Annotated in this window: 20 protein-coding genes; 11 read left to right on the top strand and 9 right to left on the bottom strand. The window is 68.5% G+C overall.

The window, feature by feature from the left end; all coding sequences use genetic code 11:
• The first annotated feature begins 68 nt into the window (after positions 1–68).
• The 4 genes from DDT93_RS08225 (at position 69) to DDT93_RS08210 (ending at position 4,373) form a co-directional block, all read left to right on the top strand.
• Positions 69–1,247, top strand: coding sequence for an MFS transporter (locus DDT93_RS08225; RefSeq protein ID WP_109465319.1), 1,179 nt, complete (start codon positions 69–71; stop codon positions 1,245–1,247).
• Positions 1,248–1,332: 85 nt separating this feature from the next.
• Positions 1,333–2,355: an aspartate-semialdehyde dehydrogenase gene (locus DDT93_RS08220; RefSeq protein ID WP_109465318.1), complete on the top strand. Its 1,023-nt coding sequence runs from the start codon at positions 1,333–1,335 to the stop codon at positions 2,353–2,355.
• Between the two features lie 76 nt (positions 2,356–2,431).
• The gene (locus tag DDT93_RS08215) at positions 2,432–2,653 is read left to right on the top strand and encodes a hypothetical protein (RefSeq protein ID WP_109465317.1); all 222 of its coding nucleotides are present in this window, start codon (positions 2,432–2,434) and stop codon (positions 2,651–2,653) included.
• A gap of 106 nt (positions 2,654–2,759) precedes the next feature.
• On the top strand, positions 2,760–4,373 hold the full coding sequence (locus tag DDT93_RS08210) for a DUF4139 domain-containing protein (protein ID WP_109465316.1): 1,614 nt from the start codon (positions 2,760–2,762) through the stop codon (positions 4,371–4,373).
• Positions 4,374–4,376: 3 nt separating this feature from the next.
• Here the strand turns inward: DDT93_RS08210 and DDT93_RS08205 are convergent, their stop codons facing one another.
• On the bottom strand, positions 4,377–5,027 hold the full coding sequence (locus tag DDT93_RS08205; protein ID WP_109465315.1) for a carbonic anhydrase: 651 nt from the start codon (positions 5,025–5,027) through the stop codon (positions 4,377–4,379).
• Positions 5,028–5,175: 148 nt separating this feature from the next.
• On the opposite strand from DDT93_RS08205, the gene DDT93_RS08200 reads away from it, so the two are divergent.
• From DDT93_RS08200 to DDT93_RS08190, 3 genes are all read left to right on the top strand, one after another.
• Entirely contained in the window at positions 5,176–5,565 is a 390-nt protein-coding gene (locus DDT93_RS08200) for a hypothetical protein (RefSeq protein WP_232825398.1), read from the top strand.
• 75 nt (positions 5,566–5,640) lie between these two features.
• Positions 5,641–7,020 (top strand): leucyl aminopeptidase family protein, encoded by a 1,380-nt coding sequence (locus DDT93_RS08195; protein WP_109465314.1) that lies wholly within the window; start codon positions 5,641–5,643, stop codon positions 7,018–7,020.
• The gene (locus DDT93_RS08190; protein WP_109465313.1) at positions 7,017–7,865 is read left to right on the top strand and encodes a C40 family peptidase; all 849 of its coding nucleotides are present in this window, start codon (positions 7,017–7,019) and stop codon (positions 7,863–7,865) included. The genes DDT93_RS08195 and DDT93_RS08190 overlap by 4 nt, the downstream gene beginning before the upstream one ends.
• Before the next feature lie 118 nt (positions 7,866–7,983).
• Here the strand turns inward: DDT93_RS08190 and DDT93_RS08185 are convergent, their stop codons facing one another.
• The 3 genes from DDT93_RS08185 to paaZ all read right to left on the bottom strand — a co-directional run bounded on the left by DDT93_RS08185 (position 7,984) and on the right by paaZ (position 11,354).
• A complete protein-coding gene (locus tag DDT93_RS08185; protein ID WP_109465312.1) occupies positions 7,984–8,322 on the bottom strand; it encodes a DUF2794 domain-containing protein in 339 nt (112 codons plus the stop codon).
• Between the two features lie 32 nt (positions 8,323–8,354).
• Positions 8,355–9,161, bottom strand: a complete 807-nt coding sequence (locus tag DDT93_RS08180) for a PaaX family transcriptional regulator C-terminal domain-containing protein (protein ID WP_109465311.1) — start codon at positions 9,159–9,161, stop codon at positions 8,355–8,357.
• Between the two features lie 165 nt (positions 9,162–9,326).
• The gene (paaZ, locus tag DDT93_RS08175) at positions 9,327–11,354 is read right to left on the bottom strand and encodes a phenylacetic acid degradation bifunctional protein PaaZ (RefSeq protein WP_109465310.1); all 2,028 of its coding nucleotides are present in this window, start codon (positions 11,352–11,354) and stop codon (positions 9,327–9,329) included.
• A gap of 122 nt (positions 11,355–11,476) precedes the next feature.
• Here paaZ and paaI point away from each other — a divergent pair, with 122 nt between their 5' ends.
• The 4 genes from paaI to DDT93_RS08155 all read left to right on the top strand — a co-directional run bounded on the left by paaI (position 11,477) and on the right by DDT93_RS08155 (position 15,119).
• Positions 11,477–11,908 carry a hydroxyphenylacetyl-CoA thioesterase PaaI gene (gene paaI, locus DDT93_RS08170; RefSeq protein ID WP_109465309.1) on the top strand — a complete coding sequence of 144 codons (432 nt, stop codon included), beginning with the start codon at positions 11,477–11,479 and terminating at the stop codon, positions 11,906–11,908.
• Positions 11,905–13,098 (top strand): 3-oxoadipyl-CoA thiolase, encoded by a 1,194-nt coding sequence (gene pcaF / locus DDT93_RS08165; RefSeq protein ID WP_109465308.1) that lies wholly within the window; start codon positions 11,905–11,907, stop codon positions 13,096–13,098. Before paaI ends, pcaF begins: the two co-directional genes overlap by 4 nt.
• Positions 13,099–13,233: 135 nt before the next feature.
• The gene (gene paaK, locus DDT93_RS08160; protein WP_109465307.1) at positions 13,234–14,544 is read left to right on the top strand and encodes a phenylacetate--CoA ligase PaaK; all 1,311 of its coding nucleotides are present in this window, start codon (positions 13,234–13,236) and stop codon (positions 14,542–14,544) included.
• Entirely contained in the window at positions 14,544–15,119 is a 576-nt protein-coding gene (locus DDT93_RS08155) for a TetR/AcrR family transcriptional regulator (RefSeq protein WP_109465306.1), read from the top strand. Before paaK ends, DDT93_RS08155 begins: the two co-directional genes overlap by 1 nt.
• Positions 15,120–15,206: 87 nt before the next feature.
• Here the strand turns inward: DDT93_RS08155 and DDT93_RS08150 are convergent, their stop codons facing one another.
• The 5 genes from DDT93_RS08150 to DDT93_RS08130 all read right to left on the bottom strand — a co-directional run bounded on the left by DDT93_RS08150 (position 15,207) and on the right by DDT93_RS08130 (position 22,279).
• Positions 15,207–15,509: an I78 family peptidase inhibitor gene (locus DDT93_RS08150; protein WP_109465305.1), complete on the bottom strand. Its 303-nt coding sequence runs from the start codon at positions 15,507–15,509 to the stop codon at positions 15,207–15,209.
• 74 nt (positions 15,510–15,583) lie between these two features.
• Positions 15,584–17,629 carry a hypothetical protein gene (locus tag DDT93_RS08145; RefSeq protein ID WP_109465304.1) on the bottom strand — a complete coding sequence of 682 codons (2,046 nt, stop codon included), beginning with the start codon at positions 17,627–17,629 and terminating at the stop codon, positions 15,584–15,586.
• Positions 17,626–20,403: a DUF4159 domain-containing protein gene (locus DDT93_RS08140; RefSeq protein ID WP_109465303.1), complete on the bottom strand. Its 2,778-nt coding sequence runs from the start codon at positions 20,401–20,403 to the stop codon at positions 17,626–17,628. The genes DDT93_RS08145 and DDT93_RS08140 overlap by 4 nt, the downstream gene beginning before the upstream one ends.
• Positions 20,400–21,275, bottom strand: coding sequence for a DUF58 domain-containing protein (locus DDT93_RS08135; protein ID WP_109465302.1), 876 nt, complete (start codon positions 21,273–21,275; stop codon positions 20,400–20,402). The genes DDT93_RS08140 and DDT93_RS08135 overlap by 4 nt, the downstream gene beginning before the upstream one ends.
• Positions 21,272–22,279 (bottom strand): AAA family ATPase, encoded by a 1,008-nt coding sequence (locus DDT93_RS08130; RefSeq protein ID WP_109465301.1) that lies wholly within the window; start codon positions 22,277–22,279, stop codon positions 21,272–21,274. The genes DDT93_RS08135 and DDT93_RS08130 overlap by 4 nt, the downstream gene beginning before the upstream one ends.
• Positions 22,280–22,327 lie beyond the last annotated feature (48 nt).

The following is a 22,327-nucleotide window of genomic DNA, read 5'->3' as shown; positions in this document are numbered from 1 at the left end:
GCTCGCTGCTCGAAACGCTTGCGCGCCTTCCGGCCCCGTGCGACCCATGCCGCGGGAGGAAAGTGAACATGCAAACGGGTTTGATCCTGCTGTGCCTCGCCTATGTGCTGAGCCAGTTCTTCCGGGCCTTCCTGGCCGTGCTCGCCAAGGTGCTGGAACAGGATATCGGCGCGGGGCCGGAAGAGCTGTCCTTTGCCTCCGGCATGTGGTTCGTGTCCTTCGCCCTGATGCAGCTTCCGCTCGGCTGGCTGCTCGACCGCACCGGCCCGCGTCGCACAGCCTCGGCCCTGTTGCTGGTCGGCGGGGCAGGGGGCGCCGCGCTCTTCGCCCTCGCCACCACGCCGGCGCACCTCTCCATCGCCATGTTCCTCATCGGCATCGGCTGTTCGCCCTGCCTGATGGCCTCCTACTACATCTTCGCCCGCGAATACCCGCCCGCCCGCTTTGCCACGCTCGGCGCGCTGATGCTGGGCATCGGTTCGGTCGGCAACCTCGTCGCCTCCTACCCGCTGGCGCTGGCCACCGAAACGATCGGCTGGCGGGCCAGCCTCTGGGGGCTCGCCGCCGCTTCGGCCTTGGTGGCGCTCGGTATCCTGCTCACGGTGCGGGACCCGGCCCCGAGCGAGGGAGAGACCAGGGGCAGTGTGCTCGACATCCTCAGGATGCCGGTGATGTGGACCATCCTGCCGATCATGTTCGCCATGTATGCCCCTTCGGGCGCGGTGCGCGGGCTCTGGATCGGGCCCTACCTCTCCGACGTCTACGGCCTCGGCACCTCGCAGATCGGGGCCGCCACGCTGATCATGGGCGCGGCGATGATCCTCGGGACCTTTGCCTTCGGTCCGCTCGACAGGGTGTTCGGCACCCGCAAATGGGTGATCTTCGCCGGTAACTTCGGTACGATGGCCTCCATGCTGCTCCTCGCCTTCTTCGTCGATGGCGGCCCGGTGCTGGCCATCGCGCTCTGCGCCGCCGCCGGATTCCTCGGTGGCACCTACGCGGTGATCATTGCCCACGGCCGCGCCTTCATCCCCGCCCACCTTGCCGGGCGCGGTGTCACGCTGCTGAACCTCTTCGGCATCGGCGGAATCGGCGTGATGCAGTTCGCCTCGGGCCGCCTGCACGAGGCGGTTTCGACCTCCGGAGGCCCGGTTTCCGCCCCCTACGCGGCCATTTTCGGGCTCTACGGGGTTGTCCTTCTCGTCGGGACGGCCATCTACCTGTTCAGCCGGGACAGCATGGACTGAGCCGCGTACCGCGCTTTACGCTGCCCCACAGACACTATAAGACACCGCTGCCGGTTTCCGTACCGGCAGATCGAGAGAGGAAAACATGGGTTATCGCGTCGTAGTCGCAGGCGCCACGGGCAACGTGGGCCGCGAAATGCTGAACATTCTGGCCGAGCGCCACTTCCCGGTGGACGAGATCGCCGCGCTGGCAAGCCGCAAGTCGCTGGGCAGCGAGGTCAGCTTTGGCGAAAAGACCCTGACCACCAAGGATCTCGACACCTTCGATTTCACCGGCTGGGATATCGCGCTCTTCGCCGTCGGCTCCGAAGCCACCAAGATCTACGCGCCCAAGGCGGCCAAGGCTGGCTGCGTCGTGATCGACAACAGCTCGCTCTACCGCTACGACCCGGACGTGCCGCTGATCGTTCCCGAAGTGAACGCCGACGCGATCATGGGCTATTCCAAGAAGAACATCATCGCCAACCCCAACTGCTCGACCGCGCAGATGGTGGTGGCGCTCAAGCCGCTGCACGACCGCGCCCGGATCAAGCGCGTGGTGGTCTCGACCTACCAGTCCGTTTCCGGCGCCGGCAAGGCGGGGATCGACGAGCTCTGGGATCAGACCAAGTCGATCTACAACCCGGTCGACGACAAGCCGGCCAAGAAGTTCACCAAGCAGATCGCCTTCAACGTCATTCCGCACATCGACGTCTTCATGGAAGACGGCTCGACCAAGGAAGAGTGGAAGATGGTCGCCGAGACCAAGAAAATCATCGACCCCTCGATCAAGGTCACCGCGACCTGCGTACGCGTTCCGGTCTTCGTCGGCCACTCCGAGGCGATCAACATCGAGTTCGAGGATCATCTCGACGAGGACGAGGCCCGCGACATCCTGCGCGAGGCGCCCGGCATCATGGTGATCGACAAGCGCGAGGACGGCGGCTACGTCACGCCGGTTGAATGCGTCGGCGATTTCGCCACCTTCATCAGCCGCATCCGTCAGGATTCGACCATCGACAACGGTCTGAACCTCTGGTGCGTCTCCGACAACCTGCGCAAGGGCGCGGCGCTGAACGCCGTGCAGATCGCCGAGACTCTTGGCCAGCGGGTGTTGAAAAAGGGCTGAGCCGTTAGGCCGCCCTTAACCCCTGTCAGGCCATACCCCTTGCGCGAGTCGACCGGCATCGCGCGAGGGAGCCTGCATGGAAGAACTGCACTTCAACTGCCCCGCCTACCTGGCGCAGCGCTTCTGGCTGCTCTGCGCCGAGCGTCGGGAAACCCCGGGCGCGGTGCTGCGGGATTTCATGATGTCCGAGATCTCGCGCACCGACGCGGGGTTCGAGTTCGATCTGAAGTCGATCACCGGATTCGACGCCTGGGCGATCCGGCAGGGCCAGCAGGGCAAGGGCGCCCGGGCAAAGTGACCTTTCCGGCACGCCGGAACGCAAGCTGCCCCCCTCCGCGCACCTGAACTTGTGAACCAACCGCGTTTGTCGGAACCTTCGGCCATATTACCCGGAGGAATTTCGAATGCGTCTTCTTGCAGCCAGCCTGCTTCTGTTTCCGACGATCGCCCAGGCGGACACCTTTCCGCTCAGAAGCCCGGTGTCAAAGGTCACGATCTACCCCTACGGCGCCATGATCGTGCGTGAGGTCCCCTTCGAGGTTCCAGCGGGTCAGCATCAGCTGGTGCTGCTCGACATGTCGGAGGGCGCCCGGCTCGAATACATCCGTGTCGATGTGACCGGCGTGCGCAAGGACGCGGTCCTGTTGCGCACGGAGTCGGTGCCGCCTTCGGGGGTCGGCCTCGCCCCGGATGTTCAGGCCGCCGAAGAGCGGATCGAACAGGTCGAGGAGGAGATTGCCCGGGTCAGGGACCGCGCGGCCGAGGCGCGGCTGCCCTCGACCACGGCGAACGTGCGCGCGCGCTTCCTTGGCAATATCGGCCAGTCCGACACCATCGGCACCGCCGATCTCGACCACCTGCGCGCGCTGTCGCAGATGATCGGCGAAGAGGTGCAGGCCGTCTATGCCGCCGGAGTGACCGCCGAGGCCGAGGCGCGCCAGATCGAAAGGGCCCTGCCGGACCTCGAAAGAGAGCTGGCCAACGCGAAACAGGCGCGCGACGCCCTGAAACCCCGCAGCAGCGACTCACCGCAGCTGACTGTGTCGGTCACCGCAGGGCAGGCCGCGACAGGGACGCTGACCGTCACGAGCTTTTCGGACGCTGCCTACTGGGAACCCGCCTACGAAGCCTACCTGACCCGTGGCGAGGCTCCGTCGCTGCGGCTGGATCGCGGTGCGCTGGTCTCGCAGGAGACGGGCGAGGCATGGACGGATATCGACCTGACGCTCTCGACCGTCGATCCCGATGAAAAGCTCATGAACAGCAAGGTCTGGTCCAACGTCCGGCGCGTCTATACGCCCAAGCCTCTCGAACCCTCGGAAGTCCATGGCGAACCGGTCATGGAAGCGCCGGTCGTCGTGGAAGACTCTCTCATGATGACGGCGATGCAGGCAGGCTACGCTGTCACCTACCACTACCCGGCCCCGATCACACTGGCGAGCGACGCGGATGAACTGCGCCTCGAACTCGACTCCAAGTCCTTCGAAACCGAGCTCGAGGCGCGGGCGTTTCCGCGCAGGGACGAAACTGCGTACCTCGTGGCAAAGCTCACGAACGACTCGGGCGAAGCGCTCCTGCCGTCCGCAACTGTCGCGATTCACGTGGACGGAACGTTCCTCGGGGTGTGGAACAAGTTCGCCGGGATCGTGCAGGGAGACGAAGGCGAACTGCCCTTCGGCCCGATCAAGGGAATTCGCCTCGAGGCAACCGTCCTCAACCGGAACGAGGCCGGGCGCGGCATCATAACCCGCTCCAACGAACGGTCCGAAGAGATCCGCTACGAGGTGCGCAACCTGACGGACGAGACCTGGAGCGTTCGTGTCCTCGGCAACACCTGGGTGTCCGAGCAGGAGGCTCTTCAGGTCAATGCGCGGGTCACCCCCGCCGCCGACGAAACCGATGTCGACGACATGAAGGGCGTGGTGGCATGGACCATCGACATGGCGCCGGGCGACACCAAGACGATCACCCTCGAGCAGACGATGTCCTGGCCCGAGGGGATGGAGCTCATACGCTGACGCTCAGACCTTCATGAACCGGCCGGTGGCGGGGTCGAACCCTTCGAGCCCGCCCTCGCCGATGTCGGTCCAGAGGCCGTGCAGCGACAGCGACCCGTCCTTGACCGCCGACTCCACGAAGGGGAAGGTCATCAGGTTCTCGAGCGAGGTGATCACCGCGTGCTTCTCCAGCGAGCGAATCCGCTCGTCGGGGTCCGCGATGTCCGAGACGAGGTCGTACTTGGGGCGCAGCAGGTCCATCCAGCGGCCGACAAAGCTTTCCTTGCTTTCCAGCTGGGGCGCATGGCCGCTGCACATGTCGTGGCAACCCTGCACGCCACCGCACTGCGAATGGCCAAGCACGATCAGATGCGCGACCTTCAGCACGGTCACGGCGTATTCCACCGCGGCCGACGTACCGTGGCGCAGCCCGTCGGTCTCGAAGGGCGGCACCAGGTTGGCGATGTTGCGGTGGATGAAGAACTCGCCCTGGTCGGCCCCGAAGATCGAGGTCACGTGCACGCGCGAGTCGCAGCAGGAAATCACCATCGCGCGGGGGCGCTGCCCTTCCGTTGCCAGTCGCTTGTACCAGCTCTTGTTCTCGGAATAGGTCGTGGCTTTCCAGCCATGATAGCGTTGAACGAGATAGGCGGGGAGGGGCTTGGCGAATTGCAAGGCTGGGGTTCCATCTGTGGTTCGCGTGTGGTTCCGCTCAGATAGCGCGAAATTTAAGAGATTTTAAGGGGCTAAAGCGCGGTGGTTCAACCTTTTGAACACCGGGCTCTGCCACTCTCCTGTCGGCGTGGGGTCATGGAGGAACAGGGTGCGCCCGGTCGTCGAGCTGCTGCAACACATTTCCGCAGAGCCGGTCCGGTTCGATCCGGACCGGCTGCACCGCCTTTTCCGCCAGTTGGGAGAGCGCAGCGCCGAGGCCATGCTCTCCCGCGCGCTGGAGGAACTCGCCGTGCGTCTCAGCCTCTGCGAGGACCACTGGCATGCCGAGAGCTGGCCGGACCTGCAGAAATGCGCGCGCTCGATCATCGCCATCTCGGAACAGATCGGCCTGACGACGCTGGCGCGGGTGGCCGGTGACGTGACCGGCGCCACCGCGCGGCGCGACCTTGCCGCCGTGGGCGCGACCCTTGCCCGCCTCGTCCGAATCGGCGAGCGGTCGCTGACCGCCGTATGGGATCTGCGCGATTTGTCAGTCTGATAAGGCGCTCGGGGCTTGCGGTGCCCGCATGGGGCACTAGGCTCGCCATCACATCCCTTGCCAGACGAGTGCCCCATGCCCCTGACCTTTGCCGCCCCGACCCCGGAGTCCATTCCGCTGCACATCGTCGAGCCCGGCGGCCTGGAGAACTGGCTGCTGGACCGCAGCGAGGCCGAGACCGCCTGGGTCCGTCTGAACGGTTTCACCGGCAAGATCGGGCAGACCCTGCTGGTCCCGACCGAGGGCGGCGCCACCCTCGCGCTCGCCGGGTTCGGCACCGCAAAGGATCGCGCCCGCACCCGCTATGCGCTGGCCGCAGCCGCCACGAAGCTGCCCGCGGCCACCTATGACATCGCCACCGGCCTGCCGACCGAACTGCTCGAAACCGAATGCCTCGGCTGGCTGCTGACCGGCTACGTCTTCGACCGCTACCGCAAGAAATCCGCCGCCGGGGCCCTGCTGGTTGCGCCCGTCGGCATCGACGTCCCCCGTGTCGAGGCCATCGCCGCCGCCGAGGTGCTGGCCCGCGACCTGATCAACACGCCCACCTCCGACATGGGCCCCGACAAGCTGGCCGAGGCCGCCGAGGCGCTGGCAAAGAAGCACGGGGCGCGCTTCAACGCCATCGTGGGCGACGACCTGCTCGAACAGAACTTCCCCATGATCCACGCGGTCGGCCGCGCCTCCGCCACGCCGCCCCGGCTGATCGAACTGGCCTGGGGCACCGAAGGGCCCAAGCTCACCCTCGTGGGCAAGGGCGTCTGTTTCGACACCGGCGGGCTGGACCTGAAACCGGCCGCGTCGATGCTGCTGATGAAGAAGGACATGGGCGGCTCGGCCAACGTGCTGGGCCTCGCGCACATGATCATGGCGATGGAGTTGCCGGTGCAGCTCCGCGTGCTGATCCCGGCGGTCGAGAACTCGGTCGCGGGCAACGCCTTCCGCCCCAGCGACATTCTGACCTCGCGCAAGGGCCTGACGGTCGAGATCAACAACACCGACGCCGAGGGCCGGCTGGTGCTGGCCGACGCGCTGGCACTGGCCGAGGAAGACAAACCCGACCTGCTGATCTCGATGGCCACCCTGACTGGCGCGGCCCGCGTCGCGGTCGGCCCCGACCTCGCCCCCTTCTTCACCGATCACGACGCCGATGCCGCCACCCTTTCGGCAGCGGCGAAGCGCGTCGACGATCCGGTTTGGCGCCTGCCCTTCCACGAACCCTACGAATCCAAGATCGACCCGGGCATCGCCGACCTCGACAACGCCCCCTCCGGCGGCTTTGCCGGCGCGACCACCGCGGCCATGTTCCTGCGCCATTTCGCGGGCGAGGCGCGCTACATGCATTTCGACATCTACGCCTGGATGCCCGCATCGGCCCCGGGCCGCCCCAAGGGCGGCGTCGGCCAGGGCATCCGCGCCCTGTTCGAAGCGCTGCCCGAGATGCTCGACCTGTGAGCGACCGCCGCAGCCTCCTGTCGAACGGCCGCGTCGCCTACGAGGGCCTGCGCGGTCAGGTCGAGGCCGACCGCTTCGTTCCCGGTGTCCGGGCCGAGGTCGCGGCGGTGCGCACGCCGCTGCTCGACCAGCCGGGCGGCAAGCGCGAACGCGAGCTGCTGCTCGGGCAGGGCTTCCTCGCGCTGGAAGAGGCCGAGGGCCACGTCTTCGGCTGCGCCCTGCGCGACGGCTACGTCGGCTACGTGGCCGCGTCGGACCTGCGGGAGGGGCCCGACCGGATCACCCACCGCGTCGCCGCACCGCGCAGCTACGCCAAGCCGATCGCCAGCCTCAAGGCCTACGAACCGGTAACCGACCTGTCCTTCGGCAGCCTGCTGCGCGTCACCGGAGAGGTCGGCAGCTGGTCCGAGGTGGCGCTGCCGGGCCGCGCCCCGCTCTACCTGCCGTCGCGCCATCTCGCCCCGGTCGCCTCTGTCGAGAGCGACCCGATCGAGGTCGCTGCCCGTTTTCTGGGCACACCCTATCTCTGGGGCGGCAATTCGGGCTTCGGCATCGACTGTTCCGGCCTCGTTCAGGCGGCCCTGCACGCCTGCGGTCTCGAATGCCCGGGCGACAGCGACCAGCAACAGACGCGGCTTGGCCCCGCACTGCCCGCAGGCACCCCGCCCCAGAGGGGCGACCTCCTGTTCTGGAAGGGCCACGTGGCCTTTGTCGCCGATCCCGAGACCCTGTTGCATGCCAACGCCTGGGCAATGGCGGTGGCCTATGAACCCCTCGCCGAGGCGCTTGCGCGGATCGAGGGGCAGGGCGACGGGCCGGTCACGGCGCACCTGAGACCTGCTTGAGATTCCGTAAATCCTGCGTACGCAATCACGGAATCAATGGCTTGCGCCGAAAACGTTTCGCGCGCGAAACATTCCAATTTTCCAATGAGTTAACAAAGGGTAAGGATCCTGCTTCGGATCACTCGACCGAGCGGATCAGCTTGCGCTCCAGCACCCGCAGCACCGCCTTCAGATCGGCCCCGCGCTTGAGGATCTGCCCGTCCATGCCGTGCACCGAGTACATGCCCTGCCGGTGCCTCAGCTTCGGGTCCTTCTCGATCCGGTAGAGCGGGTTCTCGGCGGTGCGGCGGAACACGGAGAACACCGCGCGGTCGCGCAGGTTCGAAATGCCGTAGTCGCGCCATTCGCCTGCCGCGACCATCCGCCCGTACAGCGACAGGATCGTTTGCAATTCACGCCGGTCGAATGCGACCTGGGACGGAACCCCGGGAAACGGGGAAGGCGTAAGGATTGTCATGAAACCGAGACTTGCGCCAATCGCGCCGCAAATCAAGCCCGATCGCTCTGTCCGAAGCGGCGCGCAAGGCGGGGCTCTGCCGGGGGCATCGCGGCCATGTCGCCCGATGCGCTGTCGAGCCAGGCCTCGGCCGCCGGGAACAGGCGGCGATAGGCGCGCGCGACGGCCCGGCGGGGGTCGGCCAGCGGCGCGTCCCCCGGCATCAGGTCCGGGCGCAGGTCGTCATAGCGCAGCACGATGCGCCGCCAGCGATGGATCAGCAGCATCCGCGCCGCCGCCGCATCCAGCGGATCGGCAAGATCGACCCGGTCCAGCGCGTCGAGGTCCAGCGCAAGCCCGGCCAGGGCATGCCGGTGCGACGAGGTCAGCAGCTTGGCGCGAAAGGCGTCGGAGAGTTCCTCGATGCGCCCGGTCAGGCGCAGATCGCCGCTCCGGTCCCGGTCCTCGCCCTCCGGCGTGAGGTGCAGTACCTCGTTCCCGGCAGCGTCCAGCTCCACCCGGATGGTCCAGCTGTCCACCGGCCCCTCGGCGGGCGCGGCATAGATGCGGGTGGTGGCCGGAGCAAACCGCGCCAGCCCCTCCGGGCTCAGGCGATAGAGGCTGGTGCGCCCCGACCGCGTGCTGGTCACCCAGCCATCGCGCCCCAGCCGGGACAGCGCGGTGCGCAGGGTCCCCTGCTCGACGCCGACACGGCCCAGCAACTGCCCCAGCCGCGCCGTCGATACCTCGCCGCCGCGATCCTGCACGAGGTCGCCAAAGACAGTGATGACCAGCGACCAGACGCGCAACCGCCCCTGTGCGTGCAAGGCATTGATCAAAGGCGCAATCGGATCGCTCATGGCAGCCGGGTTTAGCGCCTGCGGAGCGGGCGGTCAAAGCATCTCGCACACGCGCAAGCCAGGGCCGCAGGACATGAGTACTTCCGGAGAAAAGATGATCGAGCGGCCCGCCCTTCATCTTTTCTCTTCAAATACTCAACTCCCGCCGCATCCCCGCGCGCGCCGTCAGCGGTCGTAGCTTACCATCGTCAGCAGCTCGTATTCCGCCACCTGTTCGCCGTTCTGGTTGGTCAGCGTCGCGTTCCAGGCCACCTCGCCATAGGTGTCGGTGCGGCGCGTCTTGCGCTTGCAGGTGAGGCGGACCTTGATGCTGTCGCCGGGGCTCACCGGTTTCTGGAACGACAGGCCGTTCAGGCCGGTGTTGGCCAGCACCGGGCCCGGGTCGGGCTGGACGAAGAGCCCGGCGGCGAAGGAAAGCAGCAGGTAGCCATGCGCCACGCGGCCCGGGAAGAAGGGGTTCGCCTTGGCGGCTTCCTCGTCCATGTGGGCGTAGAAGGTGTCGCCGGTGAAATGGGCGAAATGCTCGATGTCGTCGAGGGTCACCTCGCGGGCCTTGCTGTGCAGCGTCTCGCCGATGGCGATCTCGTTGAAGGTGCGCTGGAACGGATGGTCGGGCCCCTCGATCTCCGGCGCGCCGGGGAGCCACTGGCCGGTGATCGCCGCGATCACGTCGGGGCCGCCCTGGATCGCGGTGCGCTGCATGTAGTGCATCACGCCGCGCACACCGCCCAGTTCCTCGCCGCCGCCAGCGCGGCCGGGGCCGCCGTGGACCATGTGGGGCATCGGCGCCCCGTGCCCGGTCGCCGCCTTCGCCGAGTTGCGCCCGGTGATGTAGAGCCGCCCGTGCCAGGCAGCGCTGTCGAGCACCACCTGCCGCGCGATCTCCGGGTCTGCCGTCACCAGCGAGGCCACCAGCGAGCCGCCGCCGCGATTGGCGAGCGCCGAGGCATGGGCGAGGTCACGGTAGGGCATGAGGGTCGAAACGGGGCCAAAGGCCTCCAGCTCGTGCACCGCGCTGGCCGCGTCCGGATCGTCGCATTGCAGCAGGGTCGGGGCAAGGAACGCGCCCTCCGGTCCCGCGCCGACGAGGTCCAGAACTTCGGGGTCGCCGGTCAGGCGCACGGTCTCGCCCGCCAGCGCGCGCAGCTTGCCCAGCACGTCGGCCTTCTGGCTGGCGGAGGCCAGCGCGCCCATGCGCACCGACTCGTCCGCCGGGTCGCCGATGGTGGTCTTGGCCAGCCGCGCCATCAGCGCCTCGCTCACGTCCTTCATGGTCGCTTCGGGCACGATGATGCGGCGGATGGCGGTGCACTTCTGGCCCGCCTTTGTGGTCATCTCGTTGGCCGCCTCCTTGATGAAGGCGTCGAACTCGGGTGTTCCGGCCACGGCGTCAGGGCCGAGGATGGTGGCGTTCAGGCTGTCCTGTTCCGAGTGGAAGCGCACCGAGTTGCGCATCAGCGCCGGGGTCGCGCGCAGCTTGAGCGCGGTGTCGGCGGAACCGGTGAAGCTCACCACGTCCTGCGCGGTCAGCCGGTCGAGCATGTCGCCGACGCCGCCCACCACAAGCTGCACCGCGCCCTCGGGGACCAGCCCCGATTCGATGATCATGCGGAAGCAGGCCTCGGTCAGGTAGCAGGTCTGGGTCGCCGGTTTCACGATGGCGGGCATCCCCGCCAGCAGGGTGGGGGCGAGCTTTTCCAGCATTCCCCAGACCGGAAAGTTGAAGGCGTTGATGTGGACCGCAACGCCCTGCAGCGGCACGCAGATGTGCTGGCCGAGGAACGAGCCGTCCTTCGACAGGCCCTCGGGGGCGCCGTCGACGTAGACGTAGCCGTCGGGCATCTCGCGACGGCCCTTGCCCGAGATCACCATCATGGTGCCGATGCCGCCCTCGATGTCGACCGCGCCGTCGCGGCGGGTCGCGCCGGTCAGCGGGTTGAGGGCATAGAGCTCTTCCTTGCGCGCGGCGATGTACTGGCCCACCGCCTTGATCATCCGGGCGCGCTCGTGGAACGTCATGGCGCGCAGGGCGGGACCGCCGGTCAGGCGGGCCCAGTCGAGCATGGCCTGGATGTCGAGCGGGGCGCCACCGGCCTCGGCGATCACCTTGCCGGTGACGGGGCCGTTGATGGCGCGGGCGTGGTCGCCGGGGGCGATCCATTGCGCCGCGGCGTAGCTTGCGGGTCGTAGCATGATCTGGGCTCCTCCTGATTTGGCCGCACCATGACGCGGGGCGCGTCGGAAATCAACACTATTGACCGCATGGTCGGTTTTGTGCAGGGTGCGGCCCGAGGAGCGAGGGGAGACCGCCGGGAATGACACCGCAGGAAAGGGCCGAGCGCAGCGCCGAGGCGATGTGGAGCACCGACAACGCGTCGAAGTGGCTCGGCATGACGCTGGAGGCCGTGGGGCCCGGCACCGCCACCATGTCGTTCACGGTGGAGGAGCATCACCTGAACGGGCATCGCATCTGTCACGGCGGCTACATCTTCACGCTCGCCGACAGCGCCTTTGCCTTCGCCTGCAACAGCTACAATCAGGTCACCGTCGCCCAGCAGAACTCCATCACATATGTGAATTCGGGCCAGCCGGGCGAGCGGTTGACGGCCCGGGCGGTCGAATCCGCTCGCAATGGGCGGTCGGGAGTCTATGACGTAGTCGTGACCGGCGGGGACGGGCGCAACGTGGCGCTGTTCCGGGGCCTGTCACGGACCATCAAGGGCCAGATTTTCGAGGAGACAACATGACTATTGCTTACATCTGCGACGGGCTGCGCACCCCCATCGGCCGTTACGGCGGGGCCCTGTCCTCGGTACGGCCGGACGACATGCTGGCCCAGGTGATCCGTGACCTGGTCGCGAAGTATCCCGGGCTCGAGATCGACGAGGTTCTGGCCGGCTGCGCCAACCAGGCCGGTGAAGACAACCGCAACGTGGCCCGCATGGCCGCGCTGCTGGCGGGCCTGCCCGACACCGTTCCGGGCGCCACCATCAACCGTCTCTGCGGGTCGGGCCTCGATGCCGTCGGCTCTGCCGCGCGTGCCGTGCGCACCGGCGAGGCCGAGGTGGTCATCGCCTGCGGCGTCGAGAGCATGAGCCGTGCGCCGCTGGTGATGCCGAAGGCCGACAGCGCCTTCTCGCGCAAGGCCGAGATCTACGACACCACCATCGGCTGGCGGTTTGTGAACAAGGAAATGCACAAGCATTTCGGCACCGACTCGATGCCGGAGACCGCCGAGAACGTGGCTTCCGACTACCAGATCAGCCGCGATGACCAGGACGCCTTTGCCCTGCGCTCGCAGGAGAAGGCCGCAAGGGCCATCGCCTCGGGCCGGCTGGCGCAGGAGATCACTCCGGTGTCGATCCGCCAGCGCAAGGGTGACCCGATCATCGTGGACACCGACGAGCATCCGCGCGCGACCACCATCGAGCAGCTGGCCAAGCTGCCCGCGCCCTTCCGCGAGAACGGTTCGGTCACCGCGGGCAACGCCAGCGGCGTGAACGACGGTGCCGCGGCGGTGATCATCGCCTCTGAGGCCGCGGTCGAGAAGTACGGCCTGACCCCGCGCGTCAAGGTCTCGGGCATGGCCACCGCAGGCGTGCCGCCGCGGATCATGGGCATGGGCCCGGCACCCGCCACCCAGAAGCTGCTGGTCCAGCAGGGCCTGTCGATCACCGATATCGACCTGATCGAGCTGAACGAGGCCTTTGCCTCGCAGGGTCTCGCGGTGCTGCGTCAGCTCGGCGTGGCCGATGACGCGGACTTCGTGAACCCGAACGGCGGCGCCATCGCGCTTGGCCACCCGCTTGGCATGTCGGGCACCCGCCTGGCGCTGACCGCCTCGCAGGAAATGGTCAACAACGGCCTCGACCGTGCCGTCTGCACCATGTGCATCGGCGTCGGCCAGGGCATCGCGGTCCTGCTCGAAAAAGTCTGAGACATCTCCGGGCCCCGGCCCGGACAAGACTGCAAGACACGGGGCGGATCCCAGCGCGGGGTCCGTCCAGGGAGGGACTTTGTCCCGGGGAACATTTAGCCAGGGCCGGGCCCATGTCCGGCAGGTGAGGAGACCATGAAAGACCTGACCCCCCGCAAGGAAGATCTGAACCCGATCGAGATCGCCAGCCGCGACGAGATCCAGGACCTTCAACTGATCCGGATGAAATGGTCGCTGAGCCACGCCTACGAGAACGTCCCGCACTACCGCAAGGCCTTCGACGAGGCCGGGGTGCATCCCGACGACCTCAAGAGCCTCGCGGACCTGTCGAAGTTTCCCTTCACCGTGAAGCAGGACCTGCGCGCCAATTACCCGTTCGGCATGTTCGCGGTCCCGCGCGAGCAGGTGAAACGGATCCACGCCTCCTCGGGCACCACCGGCCAGCCGACCGTGGTGGGCTATACCGCCAATGACCTCGACGTCTGGGGCGAGGTGGTCGCGCGCTCCCTGCGGGCCTCTGGCCTGCGCCCGGGCGACATCCTGCACAACGCCTATGGCTACGGGCTGTTCACCGGCGGTCTCGGCATCCACCTCGGCGCCGATGCGCTGGGCCTGACGACGGTGCCGGTCTCGGGCGGCATGACCCAGCGCCAGGTGCGGCTGATCGAGGATTTCAAACCCAAGGGGATCACCGTGACCCCCTCCTACGCGCTCTCGATCCTCGACGAATACGCGGCGCGCGGCATCGACCCGCGCGAGAGCTCGCTCGAGGTCGGCATCTTCGGGGCCGAGCCCTGGACCAACGCCATGCGGCTCGAGATCGAGCAGGCCTTCGACATGCACGCGGTCGACATCTACGGCCTGTCCGAGGTGATGGGGCCGGGCGTCGCCAACGAGTGCGTCGAGACCAAGGACGGGCTGCACATCTGGGAAGACCACTTCTACCCCGAGATCATCGACCCCGTGACGGGCGAGGTGCTGCCGGACGGCGAGCAGGGCGAATTGGTCTTCACCTCGCTCACCAAGGAAGCCTTCCCGATCATCCGCTACCGCACCCGCGACCTCACCCGGCTGCTGCCGGGCACCGCGCGCTCGATGCGGCGGATGGAGAAGATCACGGGCCGCAGCGACGACATGATCATCCTGCGTGGCGTCAACGTCTTCCCGACCCAGATCGAGGAACAGCTGATGACGGTCGCGGGTCTCGCCCCGCATTTCCAGATCGAGCTGTCGACGCCGGGCCGCATGGACGTGCTGACGGTGATGTGCGAGGCGGCGCAGAGCCATACGGCGGAAGAGGCCCGCAAGGCCGCCGCCGCCGATCTCTCGCACAAGGTCAAGGCTTCGGTCGGCATCTCGATCAAGGTCACGGTCGCCGACCCGGGCGCGGTGGAGCGCAGCCAGGGCAAGGCCGTGCGCATCATCGACAACCGCACCAAGAGCTGATGCCGCGCGGAGTCGCCAGGGATCACGACGAGAAGCGGACCGCCCTGCGCAAGGGGGCGGCCGCCTATTTCGCGCGCCACGGCTACGACCGCGCCTCGATGACGGGGGCGGCGCGCGAGTGCGGCGTCTCCAAGGCGCTGATCTATCACTACTACGGCAGCAAGGAGGATCTCTTCTACGATATCCTCGAGGCGCATTTCGAGGACCTCGTCGAGGCCGTCGATGCGGTGCGGGCCGACGGGATCCCGGGCCTGATCCGCGCCATCCTCGATGCCTATGCCGATGCCGATGCCGAGCACAAGCTGCAGATCGACGCGCTGCATACCCTGCCGCCCGAGCGGCAGGCACCGCTGATCGCCGCGCAACGGCGGCTGGTGGCGGCCATGTCCGAGGCGATCCGAACCGAGCGGCCAGACCTGCCGGCAGATCACCTGCGGGCGCTGACCATGTCGGTCTTCGGCATCCTCAACTGGTTCTACATGTGGCATCGCCCCGGCAAGGGTTTGAGCCGCGAGGACTACGCCGCGCTTGCCGCCGATTTCGTCACCGCCGGGATCGCCCACCTGCCGCGCTGAGCCTTCTTTGGGTCTGCAAGTATCCCGGGGGGTGAATTGGCCGCGAGGCCAAGAGGGGGGCTGGCCCCCCTCACGTCTCCTGTGGGATCAGCCGCACCAGACCCGGGTGATGGTATAGGCGTTGTTCACGTTGACGTTCACCCGGCTCGGCCGGAAGTCCTGCGTGTAGACCGAGTCGGCGGGGATCACCCGCACGTCGGCGGGCAGCAGCGGGCGCGACTGGTCGAAGGGCTTGCCGACGAGTCCCTTCTGGGCGCTGTTCAGGCAGGCCTCGTTGCCGTCGGCGGTCGACATCGCCGGAGAGCTGCGCTCGGTCCGGCTCGGGGCGTCGCCGCAGGCCGCCAGTGTCGAGGCCAGCGCCAGCCCCGCGATCATCCAGGTCACTCGCATGGTTCACATCTCCCGTCGTTCGCGTGCAGGTCCATCATTGCAGAATACCGTCTGCCGACAACCCCGGGCCGGGATCAGCGGCGGCCTTCCCGCAGCCAGCCGCCGACGATCATCAGCGCCGCGACCAGCAGCACCAGCCAGGGTGGCAGCAGCGCCATCTGGGTGACGTCGCGGGTTTCGTAGGCCTCGCGCGGGGTCAGGCCGATCCAGCCGCGTCCGGCGGCGGGGCGGCCCTCGCGGACGTCGCGAATGCTCGGGATCCTGTCATCCACGCTGAAGATGCCGCCGCGCGTGCTCTCGACCGCCGGGGCCAGAAGGCTGTCGGTGGCGATGGTCTGCTCGAACTCGCGGGGGGCGGCGGGGCCAAGGCCGATCACCGCCTTCTGGTCGCCTTCGCTCAGCCGGTAGAGCCCGATCTGGTCGCCCTCGAACAGGGTCTCGAAGCGCCCCGGGCTGACCTCGCGCAGGTCAAGCTGCACTTCCTTGCCGTCGGGGCCGATCACGGTGACCGGGCCGATCTCCTCGTTCAGCGAGCGGCGGATGATCCGCATGGTCTGGCCCGAGACTTCCTCGGCCCAGAGCGCCTCTTCCTCCAGCTCGGGTTCCTTCATCATCCAGTGCGCGAGACGGCGCAGCAGTTCCAGCTGTGGGCCGCCGCCCTCGTAGCCGCGGTTCCACAGCCAGGCGTGGTCGGAGGCCAGCAGCGCCACGCGCCCCTCGCCGACGCGGTCGAGGATCAGCAGCGGCTTGTCCTCCACCCCGGACATGACCACGTCGCCGCTGCGCGGCTCCACCTCGACCTGCCGCAGCCATGAGCCCCAGGTGTCCTGGCCCTGGAAATCGCTGGTCACGGGGTGACGGTGACCGAGGTCGGTGACGGTGGGGCGATAGCGCTCTTCGATCACCCGTGCGGTGGGCACGCCCGGCAGGACGCGGCCCAGCGGCGAGCGGAAGATGCTGTCGGCGCTGGCGAAATCTGGGCCCGCCGCGACCAGCACCGCGCCGCCCTTCTCGACGTAGTTGGCCACGTTGTCGAGGTAGATGGCGGGCAGGATGCCGCGCCGCTTGTAGCGGTCGAAGATGATCAGGTCGAAATCGTCGATCTTTTCGAGGAACAGTTCGCGGGTGGGAAAGGCGATCAGAGAGAGCTCGCCCACCGGCACGCCGTCCTGCTTCTCGGGCGGGCGCAGGATGGTGAAGTGCACAAGGTCGACCGAGCTGTCGGATTTCAGCAGGTTGCGCCATGTGCGCCCGCCGGCGTGGGGTTCGCCCGAGACCAGCAGCACGCGCAGGCGGTCACGCACGCCGTTCATCTGGATCAGCGCGGTGTTGTTGCGGTCGGTCAGCTCGCCCTCGGCGGTGGGCACGGTGAACTGCAGCACGTTGCGCCCGCCGTGGGGCAGGGTCACCGGCAGGTCGATGTCCTGCCCGATGGGCACGTCGTAGGTCTGGGCCTCGCCGCCGTCGATGGCGATGCGCAGGGGCGCGGTGGGGCTGCCTCCGGGGGCGTCGCCGCTGTCTTCGATGCGCAGGGTCAGGGTCACCGGTTCCCCGATGATGGCGAAGGCCGGGGCGTTGGCGACGATCAGGCGGCGGTCCCAGTCGGTCTCGTGCCCGGTCAGCAGGACGTGCAGCGGGGCAGGCAGCCTGGGCGTGCGGTCGAGGTCATGGGCCCGCCCGTCGGTGACCGCGATGATCCCGGCGACGCGGGCGTTCGGTTCCTCGGCCAGCGCCTCGGTTAGGGTGGTCATCAGCTCGGTGCCGGCATCGCCTTCGCCGTCCGGGACGGTGATGCGCCGCACTTCGGTATTGTCGCGCTGGGCCAGCTGGGCAGCGAGGGCCTCGACCGCGTCGGCGGTCTGGTCGGGCCGGTCCGACAGCTGCTGGCTGGCGCTCTCGTCGTCGAGCAGCAGGACGATGTCGGACAGGGGCGAGCGGTCCTCCTCCTGGTAGACCGGCCCGGCGAGGGCGGCCACCACGACCAGCGCGGCGAGGCCGCGCAGCGCCCAGCCCGAGAGCCCGCGCCAGAGGGCGAGCAGGCTGGCCGCAAGGCCGAGCGCTGCAACGCCCCAGACCATCGGCCAGGGCACGAGGGGGTCGAAGATCAGGGAACCGGTCATTGGCCAAGCCTGTCGAGTAGGGCAGGTACATGGACCTGGTCGGATTTGTAGTTGCCGGTCAGCACGTGCATCACGAGGTTCACGCCGAACCGCAGCGCCAGTTCGCGCTGGCGTTCGCCCGAGAAGCCCCGGCCGATCGGCAGCAGTTCGCGGCCCTGTCCGTCGACGGCCCAGGCGGCGGCCCAGTCGTTGCCGCCGATTACCACCGGGGTCACCCCGTCATTGAGGTTGCGGAAGGGCATCCCCTCGATCTGTTCGGCGCCGGGCGGTGCGGCCTCGACCCAGACATCGCGGCTGTTGTAGCGGCCGGGGAAGTCCTGCAGCAGGTAGAAGGTGCGGGTCAGCACGTGGTCGGCGGGCAGCGGTTCCAGCGGCGGTATGTCGAGGGGTGCCGCCAGTTGCTGCAGCTTGCGCCCGTTCGGGCTGGAATTGCCAAAGCGGGCGACGTCGGCATCGCGGGTGTCGAAGACGATCATGCCGCCGGAGCGGAGGTACTCGTTGAGCTTGGCATAGGCTTCGGACGAGGGGGTCGGCTGGTCGGGCGTGACCGGCCAGTAGAGGAGCGGAAAGAAGGCCAGCTCGTCGGTTTCGAGGTTCACCGCCATCGGTTCGGCAGGTTCGACCGAGGTGCGGAAGAACAGGGTGTCGGACAGGCCGCGCAGACCCGCGTGGGCGATGTCGTCGATCTGGGTGTTGCCGGTGATGACGTGGGCGAGAGCAAGTTCCGAGGTCGCCTGTATGGCGAAGGCCTCGGAGTCGTCCTGCGCCTGCCCCGGCTGGGGCACCAGCAGCAGCGCCAGCCCGGTCAGCAGAGCCGCCGTGGCGCGGCGGCTGCCACCGCCGCCAAGGCGGCCCGAGAGCGCGAGCGAGGCGATGACATCGAGCGCCAGCAGCAGGACCGAGAGGCTGAGGAGGAGCCCGCCGAGCGGGCGCTCCTCTTGCACGGCGAGGCCCTGCACCGGCACGTCGGCGGGCCATTGCGCGGTCAGCAGCTCGGTCTCGGAGGTTAGCACGTTGCGGGCAAGACGGCGGTCGCCGCTGCGGTAGAGGCCCGGACGCAGGTCGGGACCGACCTGCGCCTCGGCCAGGGCGGGCCCGTCGACGCCGGGGAGGGTGCTGGCGTCCGAGAGGATGCCGAAGCCGTCCATCACCTGAACCGGGGTCCAAGTGGTGCCTTCGAGGTCGGCGGCGTCGGGGGCGTGCGCCGAGGTCGAGACGGCGAGCCGTTCCAGCATCTCGACGAAGAGGCCCGAGAGCGGCAGCGAGGACCACTCGGCGTTGGCAGAGACGTGGAACAGCACGACCTGCCCCTGTCCCAGCTCCTTGCGGGTCACCAGCGGGGTGCCATCGCTGAGCGAGGCGATCACACGGTCGGCCAGCGTCGGATCGGGCTGGGCCATGACCTGAGAATTGACGCTTACGTCGGGCGGGATGCGGAGGCCGTGAAAGGGCGACTCCTCGGGGAAGGGCGCGAGGGACTTGGGTTCGCCCCAGCTCATCGCGCCGCCGACGCTGCGCCCGCCCGCGCGCAGGCGCACGGGCATCAGCGGGTCTTCGTCGTCGCGGCTGACGTTGCTGGCGGCGAGGCGCGGACCGGCAAAGCGCAGCAGCAGGCCGCCCGCCTCGATCCATTCGGTCAGCGCCGTTTCCTCGGCCGCCGAGAGGGTGGCGACATCGGCCAGCACGATCACGTCGGGGTTGGCGGGGAGCATGTCCATCAGCCCGCCTTCGAGCAGGTCGGCGGTGGGCAGCAGGGCCTGGCGCAGGAAGTGGAGCGGCGACAGCAGCTCCAGCCCCTCGCGGTCGTCGCGGCCCGCGATCAGCGCGACCTCGCGGCGGCGCAGCCCGTCGTCGGTGAGGGTCAGCGCCCCGGCAGAGCGCTGGCCCTGAATGTCGAAACGGGTGATGCGCGCGCGCAGTTCGGAGGGCAGGGTGAGGGCCGCGGTCGCGGTGGTTTCACCGGCGGCGAAGGTGGCGGGGACGCTGGCGAGGGTCCGCGCCGCGCCGGCGGGGTCGCGGCCTTCGGCGAGGATGGTCACGTCGCGGGCCGCGCCCCCGGCGGAGCGCCGGGCGGTCAACTGGATGGCGCCGTCCTCGAACCGGGCCGGGGCAAGACCGATCACCGGCAGGCCGGTCTGGTAGACGCTGAGCGCGCCGCGCGCCTGCATCGCCTCGGTCAGGTCGCTGCGGCCCGGGTAGTCGAGCTGGTCCGAGAACCAGTGGGTGTCGAAGCGGTCCTCCAGCGCGCCGATGTAGGCGAGCGACTGGGAGACCTGCGCCTCGGTCGGGGTCCAGGGCTGCGGCAGCAGCCCGGCCAGCCGGTTGCGCCAGGTCTCGGCGGACTGGAACACCGGCTCTTCGGGTGCGCTGAGGCGGAGGATGGCGACGGGGCGACCGGAGCGGCCTGCCTCGGTCAGCTGCGCATCGACAAGGTCGATCCGGTCGCGCCAGCCGGTCGCACCGGCCCATGTGGCGTCGAGCACGATCAGCAGCGGGCCGGAGCCGTCCTGCGCGCGCTGCGGGTTCAGCACCGGACCGGCGAGGCCGATGATGATCGCGGCCACCGCCAGCAGGCGGAGCAGAAGCAGCCACCACGGCGTGCGGTCGGTGACGCTCTCATCGTCCTTGAGGCCCAGCAGCAGCGCCACGCCGGGAAACATCCGGCGGATCGGCGCCGGGGGCACCGCGCGCAGGATCAGCCAGAGCACCGGCAGGGCCAGCAGGCCGAGCAGGAGCCAGGGCGAGGCGAAGCCGATTCCGGCGAGAACCGTCATCTGGTGCCTCCGTCCAGCGCGCGCCACAGCCAGAGCAGCGCCGATTGCGCGCTGTCGCCGGTGTGATGCAGGCCAAGCTGCCAGCCGGTGAGGTGGCAGAGTTCCTGAAGTTCCTGTTTCCGTCCGGCCAGCCGGTCGAGGTAGCGGTCGCGCAGGTCGTTGGCCTTGAGCGTCTCGTGCCGGAGGGTTCCGCCCACCGACTCGAAGATGGTGCGGCCGCGGAAGGGAAATTCTTCTTCGCTGGGGTCGAGGATCTGGAGCAGCACGCCGCGCACGCCCCGGTCGGCGGCCTTGGTCAGGGCGAGGCGCACCTCGTCCATGTGGCCGAGGAAGTCAGAGATGAAAACCGCGCGGGCACGGGGGATCATCGCGCGGTGTTCCGGCGGCTGGTAGTCGTCGTCGGCGTTCTTCACGAAACTCTCGGCAAGGCGCAGCACCTGCTGGCGGCCCCGGCGGGGCGGCAGGGCGGTGCCGGTCAGGCCGACCCTCTCGCCCCCGCGTACCAGCAGAACGGCGGTGGCCAGCGCAAGCAGGCGCGCGCGGTCGATCTTGGGTTCCAGCCGGTCGTTGGAGGCGAAGCGCATCGAGGCGCCCTGGTCGACCCAGAGCATCACGGACTGCGCGATCTGCCATTCGCGCTCGCGCACGAACTGCTGGTCGCCCCGGGCCGAGCGGCGGTGGTCGATCATGCGGCGGCTGTCGCCGGGCTGGGCCGGGCGGTACTGCCAGAAGTCATCGCCCACGCCCGCGCGACGGCGGCCGTGGTCCCCCAGCAGCAGCGTTCCGGCCAGCTGGTCTGCCCGGGCAAGGAGCGGAGGCAGGCGGCCTGCCTCGACCTCGGACCTTGCGCGGAGGCTGGTGGCTGGGTTCACGCCGCCGCCTCGCGGCGCGAGAGCCCGGCAGCGGTGGAATCGATCAGGTCGGCAAGGCTGTCGCCGCGCGCGCGGGCGGCGAAGTTCAGCGCCATGCGGTGGCTCAGCACCGGGCGGGCCATGTCGATGACGTCTTCGGCGCTGGGCGCGAGACGGCCCTGCAGCAGGGCGCGGGCGCGCACGGTCATCATCAGGGCCTGTGCAGCGCGGGGGCCGGGGCCCCATGCAACGGTGTCGCGAACCCGGTCGGACACGCCGTCCTCGTCGGGACGGAAGGCGCGCACGAGGTCGAGGATCATCTCGACCACAGAGTCGCCGACCGGCATCCGGCGCAGCAGGATCTGGGCCTTGAGCAGTTCCTCCTTGGTGAAGACCTGGGTGGCCTCCGCCTCTTCGGCGCCGGTGGTCGCCAGCAGGATGTCACGCTCGGTCTCGCGGTCGGGGTAGGCGACGTCGATCTGCACGAGGAAACGGTCGAGTTGCGCTTCGGGCAGCGGATAGGTGCCCTCCTGCTCGATCGGGTTCTGGGTGGCGAGGACGTGGAAGGGCTGGCCCAGCGAACGGTTTTCCCCCGCGACGGTCACCACCTTTTCCTGCATGGCTTGCAGCAGGGCGGACTGGGTCCGGGGCGAGGCGCGGTTGATCTCGTCGGCCATCAGCAGCTCGCAGAAGATCGGACCGGGGACGAACCGGAAGTGCCGCGAGCCGTCGCCGGCGGTGTCGAGCACCTCGGAGCCGAGGATGTCGGCGGGCATCAGGTCGGGGGTGAACTGGATACGGTTGCCGTGCAGGCCCATGACGGTCGACAGCGTCTCGACCAGCCGCGTCTTGCCAAGGCCCGGAAGGCCGATCAGAAGCCCGTGACCACCGCACAGCAGGGCCGTGAGGGTCAGTTCGACAACCCGTTCCTGCCCGATGAAACGGCGGGTGATGGAGGCCTTTGCCTCGGCCAGTTTGGCCTCCAGCGCCTCGATTTCGGGAACCAGCGACTCGATATCGGACATGACTTTCCTTTCGGCGGGCATATATGCTTTGAGGCGAGTGTATCGCGC

Source organism: Albibacillus kandeliae (assembly GCF_003116585.1).
Lineage (GTDB): Bacteria > Pseudomonadota > Alphaproteobacteria > Rhodobacterales > Rhodobacteraceae > Albibacillus > Albibacillus kandeliae.
Note: the sequence above shows the minus strand (reverse complement) of the source record. Positions and strands in the feature narration are given on the sequence as shown.

Excerpts from the sequence above, each read along its gene's own strand:
- DDT93_RS08225 (WP_109465319.1), top strand. The coding sequence starts at position 69 with ATGCAAACGGGTTTGATCCTGCTGTGCCTCGCCTATGTGCTGAGCCAG.
- DDT93_RS08220 (WP_109465318.1), top strand. The coding sequence starts at position 1,333 with ATGGGTTATCGCGTCGTAGTCGCAGGCGCCACGGGCAACGTGGGCCGC.
- DDT93_RS08215 (WP_109465317.1), top strand. The coding sequence starts at position 2,432 with ATGGAAGAACTGCACTTCAACTGCCCCGCCTACCTGGCGCAGCGCTTC.
- DDT93_RS08210 (WP_109465316.1), top strand. The coding sequence starts at position 2,760 with ATGCGTCTTCTTGCAGCCAGCCTGCTTCTGTTTCCGACGATCGCCCAG.
- DDT93_RS08195 (WP_109465314.1), top strand. The coding sequence starts at position 5,641 with ATGCCCCTGACCTTTGCCGCCCCGACCCCGGAGTCCATTCCGCTGCAC.
- DDT93_RS08185 (WP_109465312.1), bottom strand. The coding sequence starts at position 8,322 with ATGACAATCCTTACGCCTTCCCCGTTTCCCGGGGTTCCGTCCCAGGTC.
- DDT93_RS08180 (WP_109465311.1), bottom strand. The coding sequence starts at position 9,161 with ATGAGCGATCCGATTGCGCCTTTGATCAATGCCTTGCACGCACAGGGG.
- paaZ (WP_109465310.1), bottom strand. The coding sequence starts at position 11,354 with ATGCTACGACCCGCAAGCTACGCCGCGGCGCAATGGATCGCCCCCGGC.
- paaI (WP_109465309.1), top strand. The coding sequence starts at position 11,477 with ATGACACCGCAGGAAAGGGCCGAGCGCAGCGCCGAGGCGATGTGGAGC.
- pcaF (WP_109465308.1), top strand. The coding sequence starts at position 11,905 with ATGACTATTGCTTACATCTGCGACGGGCTGCGCACCCCCATCGGCCGT.
- paaK (WP_109465307.1), top strand. The coding sequence starts at position 13,234 with ATGAAAGACCTGACCCCCCGCAAGGAAGATCTGAACCCGATCGAGATC.
- DDT93_RS08155 (WP_109465306.1), top strand. The coding sequence starts at position 14,544 with ATGCCGCGCGGAGTCGCCAGGGATCACGACGAGAAGCGGACCGCCCTG.
- DDT93_RS08150 (WP_109465305.1), bottom strand. The coding sequence starts at position 15,509 with ATGCGAGTGACCTGGATGATCGCGGGGCTGGCGCTGGCCTCGACACTG.
- DDT93_RS08145 (WP_109465304.1), bottom strand. The coding sequence starts at position 17,629 with ATGACCGGTTCCCTGATCTTCGACCCCCTCGTGCCCTGGCCGATGGTC.
- DDT93_RS08140 (WP_109465303.1), bottom strand. The coding sequence starts at position 20,403 with ATGACGGTTCTCGCCGGAATCGGCTTCGCCTCGCCCTGGCTCCTGCTC.
- DDT93_RS08130 (WP_109465301.1), bottom strand. The coding sequence starts at position 22,279 with ATGTCCGATATCGAGTCGCTGGTTCCCGAAATCGAGGCGCTGGAGGCC.